Raw genomic sequence first — 16,735 nt, forward strand, 5'->3', positions numbered from 1 at the left:
GCCTCAGGCCGCCTCCCGCGCTCCCCCCAACTTGCCGCTGAGCTTTTCCCGAAGCAGTTCGAAGGCGCCCGACACGCCGATCAGGGCCACGACGCGCGGCGTCAGGATGCGGGCGCTGGAAAAGCGCCGATCGCCCGCCGGGCTGGGGGCGAGCATCTCGTAGATCAGGCCCTTCGCCATCGCGACCCGGATCTGGCGGCCCAGCCTGCCCCAGCAAAGGCGCGCCAGCCGCAGGCAGGTCCGCGGCCCAATCTCGCGCAGGGCCGTGAAATGGGTCAGCGAGCGGAAAAGCATCTGGCGTTCTTCGGCGGTCAGGTCGTCGCCGCTCGCCACGATCCAGGCGAGATCGCGCTCGGCGTGTTCCAGGATGCCGTGCCGGGCCGCGATGACGAAGCGCTGGACGCGCGCCAGCCGCTCGTCGAAAGGTTGGGGGAAGCGCTGGGACTGGCGGACGTAGCCGGTCAGCGGCAGGTCGTCCAGCAGTTCGGATATGAAGATGGCGTTGTGGCGGCTCCACTGCGTGAACGGATCGGTGCCGCTGTGGGATTGGCTGAGCGTTCCCCGCGGGCCGTCGTGGCGGCGCTGGATGAAGGTCGCCTCCTCGATCCTGGCGGGGGGGAAATGACGCGCCAGCCGCAGCATCACGTCATAGTCCTGGCAGCGCACCAGCCGCGTGTCGAACAGGCCGATCCGCTTGAGGGCGTCGGTCCGGACGACGACGGCGGGCTGCCCCTGGACGAAGCAGTGCTCCATCATCCTGATCAGGAACTCGTCGCGCTCCACCTTGGGCAGCCGGGTTTCGTGCCGTAGTGCCATGCGGCCATCGGGGCCGGAATGCCCGATCTTGACGGCGCTATAGGTGAAGCCCGCCTCTGGATCGTTCTCCAGCGCGCTCAGATGCCGCTCCAGCGCGTCGGGCAGCGCCACGTCGTCGTCGTCGAAGACCCAGACGCAATCGCCCAGGACGCGGGGGATCGCCATGTTGATGGCCGTCGCCTTGCCGCCGTTGGGTTTGGAGATCACCTCGATCCGGTCGCCATAGCCCTCCAGCACCGCCATCGTGCCGTCGGTCGAGCCATCGTTGACGACGATGACCTGATCCGGCTTCCTGGTCTGGGCCAGGATGCCGTCGATCGCCTCCCCGATGAATGCCGCCCGGTTCAGGGTCGGGATGATCACGGTGCAGGTCAGGCGCTCCATCATGGGCTTCGGCTCAATCAAAGTTCCGTCCGGCGAGGTTCGCTCCGGCGTTGGTTGATCGGCCCGGATCGCACGCCGTTCTAGCAGACGCGCCGCCAATGCCGTGCCGCCCTGCGGCATTACCCCGAAGTGAGGGGCTGGAGGCTTTGAAAGCGGAGCGACCTTGCAATGAATTTCATAGCATTTCGCTGGTAAACATGATGTGGAAGCTGTGATAAATATCGGAATAAATCAAAACGCTTCAGCATATAAATGAGACCCTATAGTTAATGCTCTATAAACCATGTGTATTGGATTGCGATTTGAAAGGAGAGTTGCTTTTACTGATCATTAATTTGGGATGGGTATGCTTGGGATATCTTGGACGCGTCGACCGCGCCAGAGAAAAATCTCAAGCAAGGTATCCGTATCATGATTGCTCAATCGGTTGGCCAGACCCTTGTCGGCACCGGCGGCAACGACGTTCTCACCGGTGGTTCGGGCAACGACGTTTTGTGGGGCGACGGGCTTCCGGTGACGGTCACCGAACCCTTCACCCTGCGCGTCAAAGCCTCGGCGGACCTGTACCAGGGAGCGCCGCGGATGCGGGTATGGGCGGACAACGTCCTGCTCGGCGATGTGACGGTCACCGCCCTTCACAAGGATGGCGTGTGGCAGGACTACGAGTTCTCGAAGGCGGGATTGTCGAGCGCCGCCAAGATCCGGATCGAATACGTCAACGACGTCTTTGGGGGCGCCCCATCCAAGGATCGGAATCTTTGGATCGACGGCATCGAGGTCAACGGCGTCTCCCTGGCGCCCGAACAGTCGACCTACGATCTCGGCTGGAAGAAGCAGGCCGGCCAGTCGGGCATGATGTGGGGCGGCTCGCTGAACTTCGACGTCTCCAAGTATCCGGCCGCGACGCATCCCGCGTGGGCTCCGGGGAGCGGGGCCGACACGCTGATCGGTGGCGCCGGCGACGACCTGCTTCATGGTGGCACCGGCGCCAATACGCTGGATGGCGGCGCCGGCATCGACACGGCGGGATATCTCGGGCGCCGCGCCGACCATACGGTCACCGCCCAGGCCGACGGCTCCGTCATCGTCACCGGTGCCGGCGCCACGGATCACCTGACCAATATCGAGAAGTTGAAATTCGCCGACGGCACGGTGGATCTGAAGGATCTGGTGCCCGTCGCGTCATCCGACAGGGCCGGCACCAAGGAGGGGTCGGCGGTGGTGGTCGACGCGCTGGCCAACGACACGGTGCCGGCCGGCGGGACCTTTCACCTGACCGGCGTGGCACAACCGGCCAACGGGATGGTTACCATCAATGCCGACGGTACCCTGACCTATATCCCGAAGGACTATTGGAGCGGCGAGGATAGTTTTACCTACAGCCTGAGCGACGGCGAGCACGGAACCACGACGGGTACCGTGTCGGTCGAGGTCTCGGCGGTGGCGGACAAACCCCTGCTTTCGGTCGATGGCACTCTCCGAGCCGTGGTCAAGACGACGGAGACGACAATAGTGCCCATCGATATCGCCGCGAACCTTGTCGATCTCGACGGTTCCGAAAACCTCACCGTGATGGTCAGCGCGGTCCCGCAGGGGGTCACCTTCACGGCGGGCCACCTGGACGACGCCGGAAACTGGATCCTGCAGCCGCCCGATCTGGCCGGGCTGAGGATGATCCTGCCGGCGGGGCTGGCCAACAGCTTCTCGCTCAATGTCGCGGCCCGCTCGGTCGAGACCTCCAACCAGAGCGCCGCCACCACCTCCAAGAAGGTCGAGGTGCAACTCGCCAAGGCAGTCAGCGACGACATCGTGGTGCGGGTCTCCGGCGACAACTACAAGGGCGCCGCCACGTTCGGCCTCTACCTGGATGGCCAGAAGATCGGCCAGTCGGTCGCGGTCCAGGCGTCGCACAAGCTGGGCCAGTGGCAGGACGTGGTCTTCAAGCTGGCGAGCGGCGTCGATCCGGCCAAGGTCGAGCTTCGCTACGAGAACGACCTGGGCGACAGCGGCGGCGACCGCAACCTCTACATCCAGTACATGGATGTTCGCGGCACCCGCTACCTGCCGGGCGATGGCAAGTACGAGCGGAACGGCAAGACCACCATCACCGGTCAGGAAGGGCTGCTGTGGGGTGGCAAGCTGACCTTCGTCACGGGGGCGGAGGCGCCGGCTCCCAGCCCAGGCGCTGAGGCTGGTACGGGGGGCGGCACGGGGAATGGTGGAGGCACGGAGACCGGCTCCGGCTCCGGCCTGATCACGGTCAAGGCGTCGGGCGACACGGCCGGCGGCGTCCCGCCGAAATTCGACCTCTACGTCAACGGCCTCAAGGTCGGCTCGTCCACGTCGGTGACGGCGTCGCACGCCACGGGGGACTGGCAGACCTTCAGCTTCACGCCGCCCACCGGCACCACGGCGGGGACCAAGATCGAATTGCGCTACACCAACGACAGTTCGGCCAGCGGCGACCGCAACCTGTTCGTGGACTATATCGAGGTCAATGGCACCCGCTTGGAGGCCGAGGACGCGACCTATGTCCGGTCGAGCCTCAGCACGATCACGGGCACCCAGTCGATGAACTGGGCCGGCAGCCTCGTCTTCAACGGCCCGGCGGTGACGATCCTGCCCGCCGTCGTCGAGGTCAAGCCGACGGGGGCGCTGATCAAGGCACCCGATCTGGCGGATGCCACCAAGTCGGGTGGGATCGTCTCGCTCCAGCTTCAGAACGAAAGCGCCACCAAGGCGCAGGCCGCCGGCGAGATCACCTTCGGCCATGTCTTCAAGGAGGGCGACGTCGGGCCGGGCAAATACCTGGTCGCCGTGATCAACGGGCGCGAGGTGCCGGTCCAACTGGATGTCAAGGCGACCCACCAGGACGGCTCCGTCCGCCACGCCCTGCTGACCATCGCCGAGCCGGCCCTGGCGGCGGGGGCCAAGGTCGATGTGATGCTCAAACTGGCGTCCGCCCCGCCGGCCGGTGCCGCGATCAAGGCCGCCGATATCCTGGCCCACGGCTATGACGTCGATATCAACCTGACGATGAGGAACGCCGACGGAACCGTCAGCAAGATCTCGGTCGACGCGGCGGCCGAGCTGTCGAAGGCGATCGCCGCCGGCACCCTGACGACCTGGATCAGCGGACCGCTGGCCAGCGAATTCCGGGTGGTCAAGGCGATCAACGACCACTTGAACGTCACGCTGGACATCCGCGCCTTCAAGGATGGCACGGTGCGGACCGACGTGATCATGGGCGTCGAAAGCTCTTACAAGGCCGGCGTTCCAACCTTCCACAACTACGACGTCCAGGTGCTCGACCACGGCAAGGTGGCCTATTCGATGGCCGGCATCGCGCACTACCGCAACACCACCTGGCACAAGGAGATCTGGTCCGGCGGGGCACCCGGCACCCATGTCGTCTACGACGTGGACTACCTGGAGAAGACCGGCGCGGTGCCCGCGATCGACAGCTCCATGGGCGTGCTCGCCAGCAGCGTCGGCCTGCCAACGGGGGCGGACACCGACCCGATGGGCAACGCCATGATCTACAAGAAGATGTCCGACGTGGGCGGCCGCGCCGACATCGGCATCATGCCGACCTGGAACGCGCGCTATCTGGCGAGCCAGGACGCCAAGGCGATGGACACCATGCTCGCCAACGCCGACGCCAGCGGCAGCATCCCGTGGCACTACCGTGACGAGGCGACCGGCGAGTATCTCAGGATCGACCAGCATCCCAAGCTGTGGATGGACGGCCGCACCAATTGGCCGCAGTTCGGCTCCGACGGGCTGACAAACGGCTTCGCCGCCGGCTACAGCGTCGGCTGGGAGATGGACACCTCGCACCAGCCGGCCCTGAACTACCTGCCATACCTGGTCACCGGCTCGCAGTATTACCTGGACGGCCTGACCGCCCAGACCGCCTATTCTCTGGCGGCCTTCGCCCCTCACTATCGCGGTTACGAGGAAGGGTTCCTGGACTTCGACCAGGTGCGCGGCCGGGCCTGGACATGGCGCAACCTGAGCGACGCGGCCTACATCACGCCCGACGACAGCGACATGAAGACCTATTTCGAGCACTATCTGGAAAGCAACATGGAGGGGCTGGTCCAGCGCTACATCGTCGAGGGCAAGGCGGACAAATACGGCGAACTGGAAGGCTTCCTACCCGACGCCGGCTATGATGGCGAGCTTCGGGTCTGGCAGCTCGACTTCGTGGCGATCGCCTTGAGCGGCGCCGCCGAGCGCGGCAGCGACGCGGCCCGCCAGATGCTGGAATGGATGGACCCGTTCCTGTCGGGCCGCTTCATCAACGCCGACAAGGGCTTCGATCCCCGGTTCGGCGCGGCGTACACCCTGAACATCCACGGGAAGAGCGGCGGGGCCGACTACACGACCTGGGCGGAGATGTTCAAGAGCAGCTTCGGCAGCTCGCCGACCGCCCCGGAGGAAGGCATCCTCGGCTCGCCCGGATCCCCCTATGGCTACGCCAACAACGCCCGCGCGGCGGTCGCCTCGATCTTCACCGCCACCCAGTCGCCCGACGCGATGGAGGCCTATGGCTTCCTGACCAAGTCGATCGTGCACGCCAAGGGCGCCGCCGCGTGGTTCTACGACCCGACCTGGAACATCGCGCCCAAGCTGTCGGATGGCAGCCTGCTCGAACTGGCCGACATCAAGATCACCAGCTCGTCGGGCCGCCAGACCATCACGGGCACCGACAAGAACGAACTGATCCACGGATCGCTCGGAGACGACACCATCACCGGCGGCAAGGGCATCGACTTCCTGTTCGGTGCCGAGGGCAACGATACCCTGTCCGGCGGACCCGGCGACGACTTCCTGTACGGAGGTGACGGCAACGATCGCCTGATCGGCGGTTTGGGCAACGACTATCTGAAGGGCAACGCCGGCAAAGACACCTTCGTGTTCGGTGCCGACGCCGGGGGCCGCGACACCATCGCCGACTTCCAGTACGGCCAGGATCACCTGGAGATCAAAGCCAACCTCAACAACAACGGGTTGAAGACGGCGGCCCAGGTCATATCCACCGCCACGGCGAACGAGGACGGCGACGCCGTGCTTCACCTGGGTGGCGGCATCGAGATCCTATTGGTCGGCGTGCAACCCTCGCACCTGCACGCCGACATGGTGATCATGAACTGAGGCGTCCCGACCTAGGCGCCTTAGGGGGCGCCTCAGGGGGCGGGGCGCCACAGCGACAGCTTCAAGCCCTTGAAATCATGTTCCTCGACCGCTCGCCAGCCCAGCTTGGCGAGCGGTTCCATTTCCAGCGGCGGCACCTGGGCCAGCCAGATCCGGGGAGCCGCCGTCGCCTCTGGCAGGGCGCCCCAGCCAACCAGCAGGCGGCGGCCGTCGGGGCCGGCGGCGTCGCCCTCGGCCTCCAGTCCCAGCCGGCGCCACCACTCCGGTCCCAGCTTGGCGCGGATGTCCGCCCAGCGTTCCGGCGGGTCGCTCGCCTGGACGCGGAGCGGCGAGCCCCAATCGGGGCCGAGATACTGACGGGCCAGCCCCCAGAACACGGTCGTGTCCGGGGCGATCACCGCGTCCCCCGCCTCGCGCCGGCTATCCAGGAAGGCGGCGGCGGCCGGAAAATCGTCGCTCTTGCCGGCGCGCGCCACCTGAACGGCGGCTTGGACCCCGAAACCCATCGCCAGCACGGCGGCCACCACCATCGCCGCGGCGCGCATCCGTTCCGCCAGCGCCACGACCGCGGCGGCGAGCGCCAGGGCCACCAGCGGTTCGGAGAACAGCAGGGCCCGGATGTGCCACGCCGGGCGGAAGCCGTGGCTGATCGCCAGCAGCAGGGCTGGGGGCAGCACCACGAAGGCGAGCGTCAGGGCGCGGACCCGCCGGTCGGCGACCGCTCCCCCCAGAAGGGTGGCGAGGACCAGCGCCATCAGCGCCGCCGCGATCCAGGACGGCGGCCCGACCACCAGCTGGGTCAGCGTCGACCAGACCTGCGAGGCCGACGGCGCCGAGGTGTGGCTGACCGAACGGACCATGCTGTTGCCCAGCGCCGGCAGGCTGGCGACCGCGATGATGGCGTGGAGCAGGACGGCCCGCTTCAGCAAGGCGCCGCGCCGGCCCGGACCCGCCTCCCACGCGCGGAGCGCCAGATATGCCGGAAAAGCCGGGATCATCAGCATGCCCGTCGCGTGGGTGTATGCGATGGCCAGTTCCGCGACCCCGGCCAGCACCGCCCAGCGTTTCCACGCCGCGGCGCCGCTTTCGTCGGCCAGACGCTCGATCCCGTACCAAGCCGCCACCGCCAGCGCCATCAGGAAGGCGTACATCCTGACCTGATCGGCCTCGTAAATCGCCATCGGCATCAGCGCGAACAGCGCCGCCGCCCCGGCGGCCACGTCCCGGCCAAAGACCCGGAGGGCTCCAAGATACAAGCCGGCCAGCGCGGCGAGGCTCCAGGCCAGCGCGTTGAGCGCCAGCCACGGATCGGCGCCCGACGGTAGGGCCCATAGGCCGAGCTGGAGATAATACAGCGGTGGATGGAGGTCGAAGCGGAGGATCGCGACCAGCATGTCGACCGGGCCGAGGGCGGAGAACACCGCGCCATAGATCTCGTCGTACCACAGATGTCCGTCGAAGGCGGCGAGCCGGGCCGTCAGGGCCAGCGCGACGATCGCCAGCGGCACCGCCGCGGCGTTCAAGACGGGGTGGGAGCGGGATCGGGCCGCGACGGAGGTTTCCACGGTCATGGGGCTGGTCTCCACTTCGGGAAAATATGCGGCGGCGTCACAGGCCGAGCGGTTTCTCGCCCCGAACGATGCCGCGGCCGGCGGACACGACGGCCCGTCCGACCTCGCCGCGCGTCAAGCCGTGCCCATCGCGCAGCAGGGTCCGCAGCGCCTCCACGAAGCTGCCGTCCCGCGCGGCGCGGGTCAGCGCCAGCCGGGCGGCCCAATAGCGCCGGCGCTTCAGGATCAGCAGGGATTGGTCCTGGAGCGGTCCCGGCTGATCGCCCAGCCAGCGGATCACCAGGGTCATGGCGCGAACATTGTCCAGCATGCGCGAGACCACCCGGTCGTTCGCGCGCGACAGGCTGGTCGGCAGGTTGCCGATCACGGTATCCGGCTCGGCCGAGAAGGCGATCCGCCGCGCCGAGATCACCGCGCGCCAGAACAGTTCGTAATCCTCGCAGGTCCGCAGATCGGTGGGAAACAGCCCCCCCAGCCGTTCCAGCAGGGAGCGGCGCAGGATCACGCTGGATGTCTTGATATGCCAGCCGTCAAGCAGTGTCAGCGGTTCGCACTTCTGTTCGGCCGTCAGCGGAAACGGCGACGAGGCGCCGGTATCGACCTCGAAATCGTGGACGCAACGGGAATGGACGAAATCGATGTCGTCGGCCCGGCCGATCAGGGCGCGGGCGTTCTCCAGCTTGTCCGGCAGCCAGGTGTCGTCGGAATCGAGCAGGGCGATCCAGTCGCCGGTCGCCATGCGGATGCCGCGATTTCGGGCGGTGGCGACGCCAGCGTTGGATTGCCAGACGAAACGGACACGGCCGTCAGACGCCGCCAGCTTCTTGACCAGCGCCTCCGTCCCGTCGGTCGAGCCGTCGTCCACCACGATGATCTCGTGGGCGGGATAGCTTTGGGCCTGGACCGAGCGAATGGTCGCAACCAACCGATCCGCCCGCTGGTACGCCGGGATCACGACGCTGAAGCGGGGCGGCCCGGAAGGTCTGGCGTGGGTTCCGGTCATCCGCTCGGCTTTGGGCCCGCCCTTCAGGGCGCCGCGCAGGGTATCCTTGAGCTGGCCGGCCAATCGTGGCGCTCGGGCTGCGGCCATGGCCGTCGCCTGCGCGTTGTGGCGGGCGGGGTCGTTCAGGCCATCGCGGATCACGGCGATCATCTCCTCTTCGTCGCGGCACAGGTGCCCGGCCTCGCCGAAGCGGTCGAACAGGTCACGGAAAATGGGCAGGTCGAAAGCGAGGATCGGCCGCGCCAGCGCCAGGGCGTCGGCCAGAACCCCGCTCGGGGAGTAGCGATAATGCCCTCCCGAATAGGGCATGCACACGTAATGCATGCGCGACAACCGCTGGACATATTTGGCGCGATCGAGCTTGCCGGTGGCGGGACGGGTCGTCAGCGCCGCCATGCCGGCCTCCAGGTCGGCTCCCGCCAGATCCGGCGCCAGCTTGCCGATGGCGTGGAACTCGACGCCCGGCCGGGCGGCCCGGCGCGCGATCTCCAGGAAGCTCAGGAAGCCCTTCTCGCGCGACGCCGCTCCCATGAAGCCGATCCGGATCGGCTCGCCCATCTCGAGGCTCGCCCCGTCAAGGACGACGGTGGCGGCCTCGGCCGTGCTGACCGGATGCGGCAACAGCCGGACCGCGTCTGGCGGCAGCTTGGGCAGCGTCGCCAGCAACTCGTCGCGGATCGGCGGTTCCATCACGAAGTAGCGGACGGGCAGGCGGCTGGGCAGCGACATGGCGGACCTCATGTCCGTCATTCGCGTCAGCGGGTTGCGCGACCGCCAGGACCACAGGGCCGCCAGATTGCCGTGCAGCACGATATGGACGTCGAGCGCCCGCGCTCTGGCACCCCGGATCTTCAGCGCCTGGACCTTGAGGGCCGTGATCAGAGACGGGAACGAACTGGCGAGGATCAGGTGCGATCCGGCGGCCAAGTCCAGCAGCCGGCCCATCAGCGCCAGATCGTGGGCGAAGCGTTTCGCGAAAGGAGCCGAGCGGGGCGGTGGGGATATCGTCTGGAAATCCACCCGCGCGCGGTCGACCGGATCCATCAAGGCCCGAACCCTCTCCAGGTGGCCCGCCTCGGCGTGGAAGGACACCGGCTCGTCGGGGAACGCGCGCGCCACCGTTTCGAGCAGTCCGGTGTTCACCGGGACGTGCTCGTCGCCCCAGATGATCGGTTCGGTCACGACGATCATGTCTGATTCAGCGCTTGGTTCCAGCTTCGGGGCTCAGTTCGCCGGCGCCGGCGTGGGAGACGGCGTTGGCGGCGGCCGCAGGAAGCCGCCGCGGCTGACCCGTGCCGGAGCGGGGGCCTGTGCCTGGGCGGCTTGGCGCTCGGCTTGCAGCAGCATCGCCTTGACGGTCGAGACGATCACGACCTGCACGAAGAACACCGAATAATACGCCATGGACAACCCGGCGCCCGCGACGAGATAGCTGATGAAGCTGACCTGCATCATCCGGCCCAACTCGACCGCCCAGCCGTATTCCGCCCGCTTCTTGCCGAGGATGATGATCTTGCGGCTGTTGATCCAGCCGGCGAGACCGATCATCAGGAAGATGCCAAGCCCGATGAAGCCCTGGTCGCCCAGCACCTGGAAATAGATGCTGTGCGCCGCGCGGGGCGGCCGGCCCGGAACGTAGCGTTGGAACACGAACACGTTCTCGGTCGACGCCACGCCGCCGCCGATCAACGGACGGTCGAGCGCCACCCGCGTGGCGTAGTTCCAGGCGTCGAAACGGCCCCGGACCGACTCGTCCCTCTGGAAATCCTCGATCGAGGTGATCCGCTCCTTCCATTCCTGCGGCATGAAGGTCATGGCCGGGATGAAGAGCCCGATTATCATGACCGCCGTCAGCAGTTTGCCCGACGAGCGCAGCCAGAACACGAAGGCGGTGACCGCCAGCGCCATGAAGCCGCCGCGCGAATAGCTGCCGATCACCGAGACGACGGTCAGGGCCATCGCCAGGACCAAGCCGATCTTGATCATGCGGTTGGCCGTGGTCAGCCGCAGGTAGTTCAGCAGCGGGATCACCATGCAGCAGGCGAGCGCCAAGTGGTTGCGATCCTCGATCACCGACTCCGGCGGCCCCAGCACGGTGTAGGCTCCCCCGTTGACGAGGGTGAAGCCACCGCCCTTGACCCCGAAATAGCCGATCGACAGCGCGATCATCCAGATCAGCGCCTGGATGCGGACCTGGGTCCGCATGATCGCCATCACCGCCAGCGCGAAGATCAGGTTCTTGATGTGGAGGTTCCAGTAGAACCACGAATTGGTCGGCGCCAGCGAGGTCAGGGTCGTCACCGTCAGCCAACCCATGAAGATCAGGATCAGCCCGGTGGTGCCGTTCATCGGCAGGTATTTCCGCTCACGCGACACCATCCAGGCGATGAAGGTGATCGCGACGATGACCATGTTCAACGGCAGGGTGTAGGTGAAGTCCCAGGTCAGGCGGTGGGGGCTCATGATCGCGATCCAACCCCAGGTGAGCACGCCGACGGAAGGTACGGTCAGCGACACCACGCAAAGGATCACGAAGCACATGAACAGAATGAGGGAGCGCATTCAGTTCCCGTCCACCACAAATTCCAATATGACTACAATTAAGCGAAAAGACCCGCATCCAGCCTGATCAATCCAGGGAGCGGCCCGGGTGGCGGCGTCATTTACGGTGCCGGACCACGGGAGGGTCAATTTGAACTTGGAAGTAAGCCCATTTCGCCCTATTGGCCCCATTTGACTTTTTGCATGGCAACGTCACGGGTGTGTTTGATGCCGCATGGCGATAAATCCGGGCGACCCACGGCATCCTTCCAGGCCCGCCGTTCGTTTGTCCCGTGGAGCCGCCTGAAGGATCGGGCCCGAAAGGAACGAGGTTGACTGGGTTTGCTTCTTCGACGATTGATCAGCCCCTGGTTTCGGCATCCCGGCGTGACGGCGGCGACCGGAGCGGCGGAGATCCCATGAAGGTCCTGATCCTGTCCTGGTACTTCCCGCCGTCCAACACGATCGGCGCGATCCGTGTCGGCAAGCTGGCCAAATACCTGATGCGCCACGACATCGACGTGCGGGTCGTCACCGCGCGCGAGCCCGACCTCGCCAAGACGCTGCCGTTGGAAATCCCGCCGGAGCGCGTGACATATACCCGCGCGGTCGACGTCAACCGGCCGATCGACGTGATCGGCAACCTGCGAAACCGGCTGCTCCGCCGCACCCCGACGCCCGGTTCCGGCGCGGGGGTGGGTGCCGGAGGTGGCGGCGGAGCGGGTGCCGGCCGGGCGTCGCTGGTGGGCCGCGTGCTTTCGACCGTCAGCGACTTCTACCTCAATCTGTCGAATCTACCGGATCGCTATGTCGGCTGGCTGCCCTGGGCCGTCCTGGGAGCCAAGCGCGTCTGCCGCGACTGGAAGCCCGACCTGATCTACGTGACCGGACCGCCCTTCACCGCGTTCCTGGCCGGCCATCACCTCAGCGGCGCGCTCGGCGTGCCCTGGATCGCCGAGTTCCGCGACCGCTGGGCGGACGATCCCTATTTCGAGGCGCCGGACTGGCGGATGGCCTTGCTCGACCGCATGGAGCGCCGGGTCGCCGGCACCGCCAGCGGCATCGTGACCGTGTCGGAGCCCTGGACCACCTTCTACCGCGCCAAATACGGCAAGCCGGTCGCGACCATCTACAACGGCTACGACCCACAGGATTTCCCACTGCCGACCAGGGAGCATCCGGCCTCCGCCGACCTGACCATCACCTATGCCGGCGTGCTCTATTCCGGGCGGCGCGACCCCTCGGCGCTGTTCCAGGCGCTGGCCCTGCTGGGGGATGAGCGTTCGCGGGTCAGGATCGATTTCTACGGCAGCGATCCCGGCTTGGTGTTTCCCCCGGCCGAGCGGGCCGGCGTGGCCGACCGGGTGACCGTCCACCCCGCCGTTCCGTACAAGCGGTCACTGGAGATCCAGCGCCAATCCGACGTGCTGCTGCTGCTGCAATGGAACAACCCGCGCGAGCAGGGCAACGTCCCGGCCAAGCTGTTCGAGTATTTCGGGGTGCTGCGCCCGATCCTGGGCATTGGCCTGGAGGACGGCGTGCCCGCCCGCCTAATCCGGGAGCGCGACGCCGGCTTCTTCTCCAACGACCCGCACGCCATCGCCGACCAGATCCGCCGCTGGCTAGCCGCCAAGGACGCCAATGGCGGCCGCTTGGAAGGTCTGCCGCCGACGGCGCGCGAGGGGTTGTCACGGGACATCCAGTTCGAGCGCTTGCTGGATTTCTGTGTCAAGGTCCTGCAACCCGCGACCCCTGATTGCGCCACCCAGACGCCGCGCGATGCTTGAGAGTTTCAGGTTCCATCCGCCGAACCGCGGCTGTGGCAACCATAGCCGACCTACATTCGCGCACCCGAACGGATGAGCGGTCATGGGTCAAGTCCGCCCCATCACCTCCCGCTCCAACTGGCTCGCGTCGATGAAGAACTTCGCGGCCCAGTTCAGGTACTCGAAGGTGCCGTAGTCGCCGTCCACCGGGAACGAGCCCTTGACGCCGCCGCGGGTTTCGGGCGGGCCGGCGGGATCGACCGTCCGGCGGACATGGGAATTGACCCTCAGCGCCGCGTCCTTGTAGTCGGCGCGGCCGGTATCCTGGTACAGCATCAGCCAGCAATGGGCGACCTGGACGGCGCCGGTCAGGCAGACCCAATCGACCGCCGGTTTCCACTCCGCCGTCAGCCGTCCGGGCAACGCCCCGTCGGAGCCGACGCAGCCGAGCAACCCATCGGCCAGCCGGACTCCGGCCGAGCGGAACTCCCCCTGTTCGGGCGCGAAGCGGGACGCCTCCAGGATGCCGCGCAGGGCGTAGCCCAGGGTGTGGGTCAAGGGCCGCGACGGCTCCTCCAGGCAGCAGTCGGCCATCCAGCCGTTGGGCCGCTGGCGGGAGATCGCCCAGCGCACCTGGCGTAGGGCCGCTTCGCCCCAGCCGCGCGCCGGATCCAGCCTGGCCGCCTCCAGCAGGCCCCACGCCACGTGGGTCTCGTAGCTCTTGTCGTCCGCCTTGGCGAAGGGCGTGGGGAAGCGCCGCCAGCAGCCGTCCTCGTCCAGCGAGGACGCCAGCCAGTCCGCCGCCTTCGTCATGGCCGGACGGTAGGCGTCGCCGAATTCCGCCACCCCGGCCGCCAGCCCGATCAGGATCTGTCCGGTGTTGAAGGTCACCGGCACGCGCGGAGTCTGGCCGATCACGCCACCCTGGAATCCTCCCTCCGAAAACTGGATCGACACCAGCCAGTCCAGCATCCGCCGGGCCCGCTGGCGCAGGTCGTCGTCGCCGCGAAGCCGCGCCTGGGCGATCAGCGTCGGCACGATGTAGCCGGTCGTCTCCGGATACGAGGCGGCCCATCCCTCCAGCAGGCTGAAGTGCCGGGCGACGCCGCCATCGCGCGACGCGGACTTGTCCTGGGCTTCGCGCAACCAGTCCAGGGAGGCCGTGATCGCCGTCTCGATGCCGGGATCGATCAGGCGAACGCCGGAGCGGTCGCGCCTTACGGCGGCCTTGGCGGCTTCGGGCAGCCGCTGGAAATCGACCGCCCGCTTAAGCGGACGCAGCCCGTCTTTGATTATCTTGGGCAGAAATTCTTGAACCGGCACCGAAAACTTCCTTTTCCTCGTCAGGCACCGTGCCCTCGTTCGGGTCGCGGTAGATCGTCACGCCCTGGACCATCAGGCATTCCAGGCAAGTGAACATGTCGGCGGCCCGGATCACCCAGGCCTCGCCGTCGCCCAGCTTGATCCAGCGCAGGCCACCGTCGCGTTCCAGGTAGCGGGTGATGTGCCCGCGCACACCGGCCCCCGTCGGTTTGTCGATCCGGTCGGCGGAGACCACCGAGGAATGGGCCATCACCGCGACCTTGACCGTCTCGCCGTCCCAGCCGGTCACCTCGCGCACGATCGGGCTGTCCGGCGTGTAGACCGGGAACGGGAAGCTGTCGCCGCGCAGGTCCTCGAGCACATGGTAGAAGGTGACGGGACCCAGGTCGGTTCCCAGTCCCATCAGCCAGCCATCGGCCTCCAGCACCCGCCCCAGCGGCGAATCGGCGTCGAACGCGAAGGGCGAATGATGATGGTCCGCCACCAGCCAGTCGGCGCGCGGACCCAGCGCCACCACCGAATGGGTCGGGTGGATGCTGCGGCGCGCGCGCGGGTCTTGGCGCAGGGTCTCGGCGATCTTCCCCATGCCGGTCGGCGTCATCCGCGCGTCGAACCGGGGACCGGACCTCAGCGTCTCGTACATGGACCCGGTCATGGTGAAGGCGGGCATCGCCAGCGTGCCGCCGCGCGCCACGACGGCGCTTTCGAGCGCCGCCAGCACGGTGGCCGCACCTCCCTCCACGAAGCCCAGCTTGGACAGCGAACTGTGGACGAAGACGACCGCGCCGTCCGGCAGGCCCGCCGCCGCCAAGTCTCCTTCCAACTCCGCTAGCCTGATCGGACGCCGGCCCTCGCCATGCCGCCGCTCCGACCGTTTGGCGAGCGACGATTCGATCAACGCCGCACCACTGGACGTGATCACGGCGTTGACCGCCCGTTTGACGCCACGGGGCAACAGCCGGCTCGCCGCCCGCAGCAGGGGAGCCGGGACCGTGGCCTCGATCATCCGATGGACGCGCTTGCGGTCTTCCGGTGGTGTCGCGGCGCTTTCGCCAGGGTTCGCGACCATCCAGCTTCCTTCCCAACTTTCTCGAGTGTCGATATCGGTTGGCGAGCCCGCGTCCGATCAACGGCAAGCCAACCATCCGCATAAACAAAATGACAAATACAAACATTCCAAAGCCGCTTCGGGGAGGTTGGGGGAACCGTAATCGACCATCAATGACGCCAATGGTGAGGTTGATACTTCATATGGATTGTTGCATGTCAGGCACTGGATTCGGGAAAACTCCGAATGCGGCCAGCAACGCTTTCAATCCGTTACCGTTTGGCCGCATCAGTGCCTAACTCCCCCTCGCGACATTGGGGGCGAAATCGGGTCGAAACGGCTCGGATACCTCGTAAGGACAGCGGAAAAGCCGCTGTCGCGTCATGCAACTCCATGGGTTCTCATGGTTAGATCGGTTTCCACGATGAGTTGGCCGGAGGTCCCGAGGGCCGAAGCCGAAACCACAGAGGAGCGGGAGGTGTCACATACCGTCCGGGACACGACCTCGGAGGACAGATCGCTTGAGGAGATGGCGTCCGACTTGCGGACCCTGTCGGGCCAAATCATGACGACGCGCGTTATGGGCCTGGACCCGGCGCGGGCGAACGGCGACGGCGCTGACGCGGCGATGCCGCCGGCGATCCGGCTGGTCGGTGAGATGCTGTCCACCGAACTGGCGGCGCGGCTCGAACGCGCCCATGAACAGGCCGGTGCCCGTCAGCGCGAGGAGTTGGCGTCGCTCTTGCTCAACCACACGCAGGGCATGCGGGCGACCTCCGATCGGGTGGACCGTTTGATGCGCCGGCTTGAGGCCGACCGGGAGCGCGACGACCAGTTCGGCCACGCGCTGCTCGACCGGCTCGACGCCATCGTGGCGCGGCAGGAGGAACTGGACACACTGATCCGCGAACGGCGCCGGTCGCTGGTGCCGGACTGGGTCGCCGGGCTTCTGGCGCTGGCCGCGATCGGCATCAGCATCGGATCGGCGGTGGCCCTGCATTTTGGACTGCAACCCTGATCAATCCACTCAACCACTCCCTCTCCGGCGCCAGCCAACCGGACCAAACCCCAGCCGGAACGATTCAGGCCGGAACGATTCAGGCGCGCAACTCGGACGAACGCG

9 protein-coding genes are annotated in these 16,735 nt (G+C 66.9%); 3 read left to right on the forward strand and 6 right to left on the reverse strand.

The annotated features are described in order from the left end of the window. Positions 1-3 precede the first annotated feature (3 nt). Positions 4-1,203: a glycosyltransferase family 2 protein gene (locus tag N825_RS06905; protein ID WP_037448915.1), complete on the reverse strand. Its 1,200-nt coding sequence runs from the start codon at positions 1,201-1,203 to the stop codon at positions 4-6. A gap of 408 nt (positions 1,204-1,611) precedes the next feature. Between N825_RS06905 and N825_RS40740 the strand changes: the two genes are divergently transcribed. Continuing rightward, on the forward strand, positions 1,612-6,360 hold the full coding sequence (locus N825_RS40740) for a carbohydrate-binding domain-containing protein (RefSeq protein ID WP_037448917.1): 4,749 nt from the start codon (positions 1,612-1,614) through the stop codon (positions 6,358-6,360). Between the two features lie 32 nt (positions 6,361-6,392). On the opposite strand, the gene N825_RS06915 is transcribed toward N825_RS40740, so the two are convergent. Genes N825_RS06915 through N825_RS06925 form a run of 3 tightly spaced genes read right to left on the reverse strand, consistent with a single transcriptional unit; the run spans position 6,393 to position 11,496 of the window. Continuing rightward, the gene (locus N825_RS06915) at positions 6,393-7,931 is read right to left on the reverse strand and encodes a glycosyltransferase family 39 protein (RefSeq protein ID WP_037448919.1); all 1,539 of its coding nucleotides are present in this window, start codon (positions 7,929-7,931) and stop codon (positions 6,393-6,395) included. A 37-nt stretch (positions 7,932-7,968) separates the two neighbouring features. Next, a complete protein-coding gene (locus N825_RS36260) occupies positions 7,969-10,125 on the reverse strand; it encodes a glycosyltransferase (RefSeq protein WP_051511665.1) in 2,157 nt (718 codons plus the stop codon). 33 nt (positions 10,126-10,158) lie between these two features. Continuing rightward, positions 10,159-11,496, reverse strand: a complete 1,338-nt coding sequence (locus N825_RS06925) for a putative O-glycosylation ligase, exosortase A system-associated (RefSeq protein ID WP_051511666.1) — start codon at positions 11,494-11,496, stop codon at positions 10,159-10,161. A 398-nt stretch (positions 11,497-11,894) separates the two neighbouring features. Between N825_RS06925 and N825_RS06930 the strand changes: the two genes are divergently transcribed. Next, positions 11,895-13,262, forward strand: coding sequence for a glycosyltransferase family 4 protein (locus N825_RS06930; RefSeq protein ID WP_051511667.1), 1,368 nt, complete (start codon positions 11,895-11,897; stop codon positions 13,260-13,262). 87 nt (positions 13,263-13,349) lie between these two features. Here N825_RS06930 and N825_RS06935 read toward each other — a convergent pair whose 3' ends face one another. Both N825_RS06935 and N825_RS36265 read right to left on the reverse strand, forming a co-directional pair. Further along, positions 13,350-14,564 (reverse strand): prenyltransferase/squalene oxidase repeat-containing protein, encoded by a 1,215-nt coding sequence (locus N825_RS06935; protein ID WP_051511668.1) that lies wholly within the window; start codon positions 14,562-14,564, stop codon positions 13,350-13,352. Then, positions 14,509-15,633 carry an AAC(3) family N-acetyltransferase gene (locus N825_RS36265; RefSeq protein ID WP_051511669.1) on the reverse strand — a complete coding sequence of 375 codons (1,125 nt, stop codon included), beginning with the start codon at positions 15,631-15,633 and terminating at the stop codon, positions 14,509-14,511. The genes N825_RS06935 and N825_RS36265 overlap by 56 nt, the downstream gene beginning before the upstream one ends. Positions 15,634-16,090: 457 nt before the next feature. Here N825_RS36265 and N825_RS06945 point away from each other — a divergent pair, with 457 nt between their 5' ends. After that, entirely contained in the window at positions 16,091-16,630 is a 540-nt protein-coding gene (locus N825_RS06945) for a hypothetical protein (protein ID WP_157619024.1), read from the forward strand. Positions 16,631-16,735: the final 105 nt, after the last annotated feature.

It is taken from the genome of Skermanella stibiiresistens SB22, assembly GCF_000576635.1.
In the GTDB taxonomy this organism is placed as follows: Bacteria; Pseudomonadota; Alphaproteobacteria; order Azospirillales; family Azospirillaceae; genus Skermanella; species Skermanella stibiiresistens.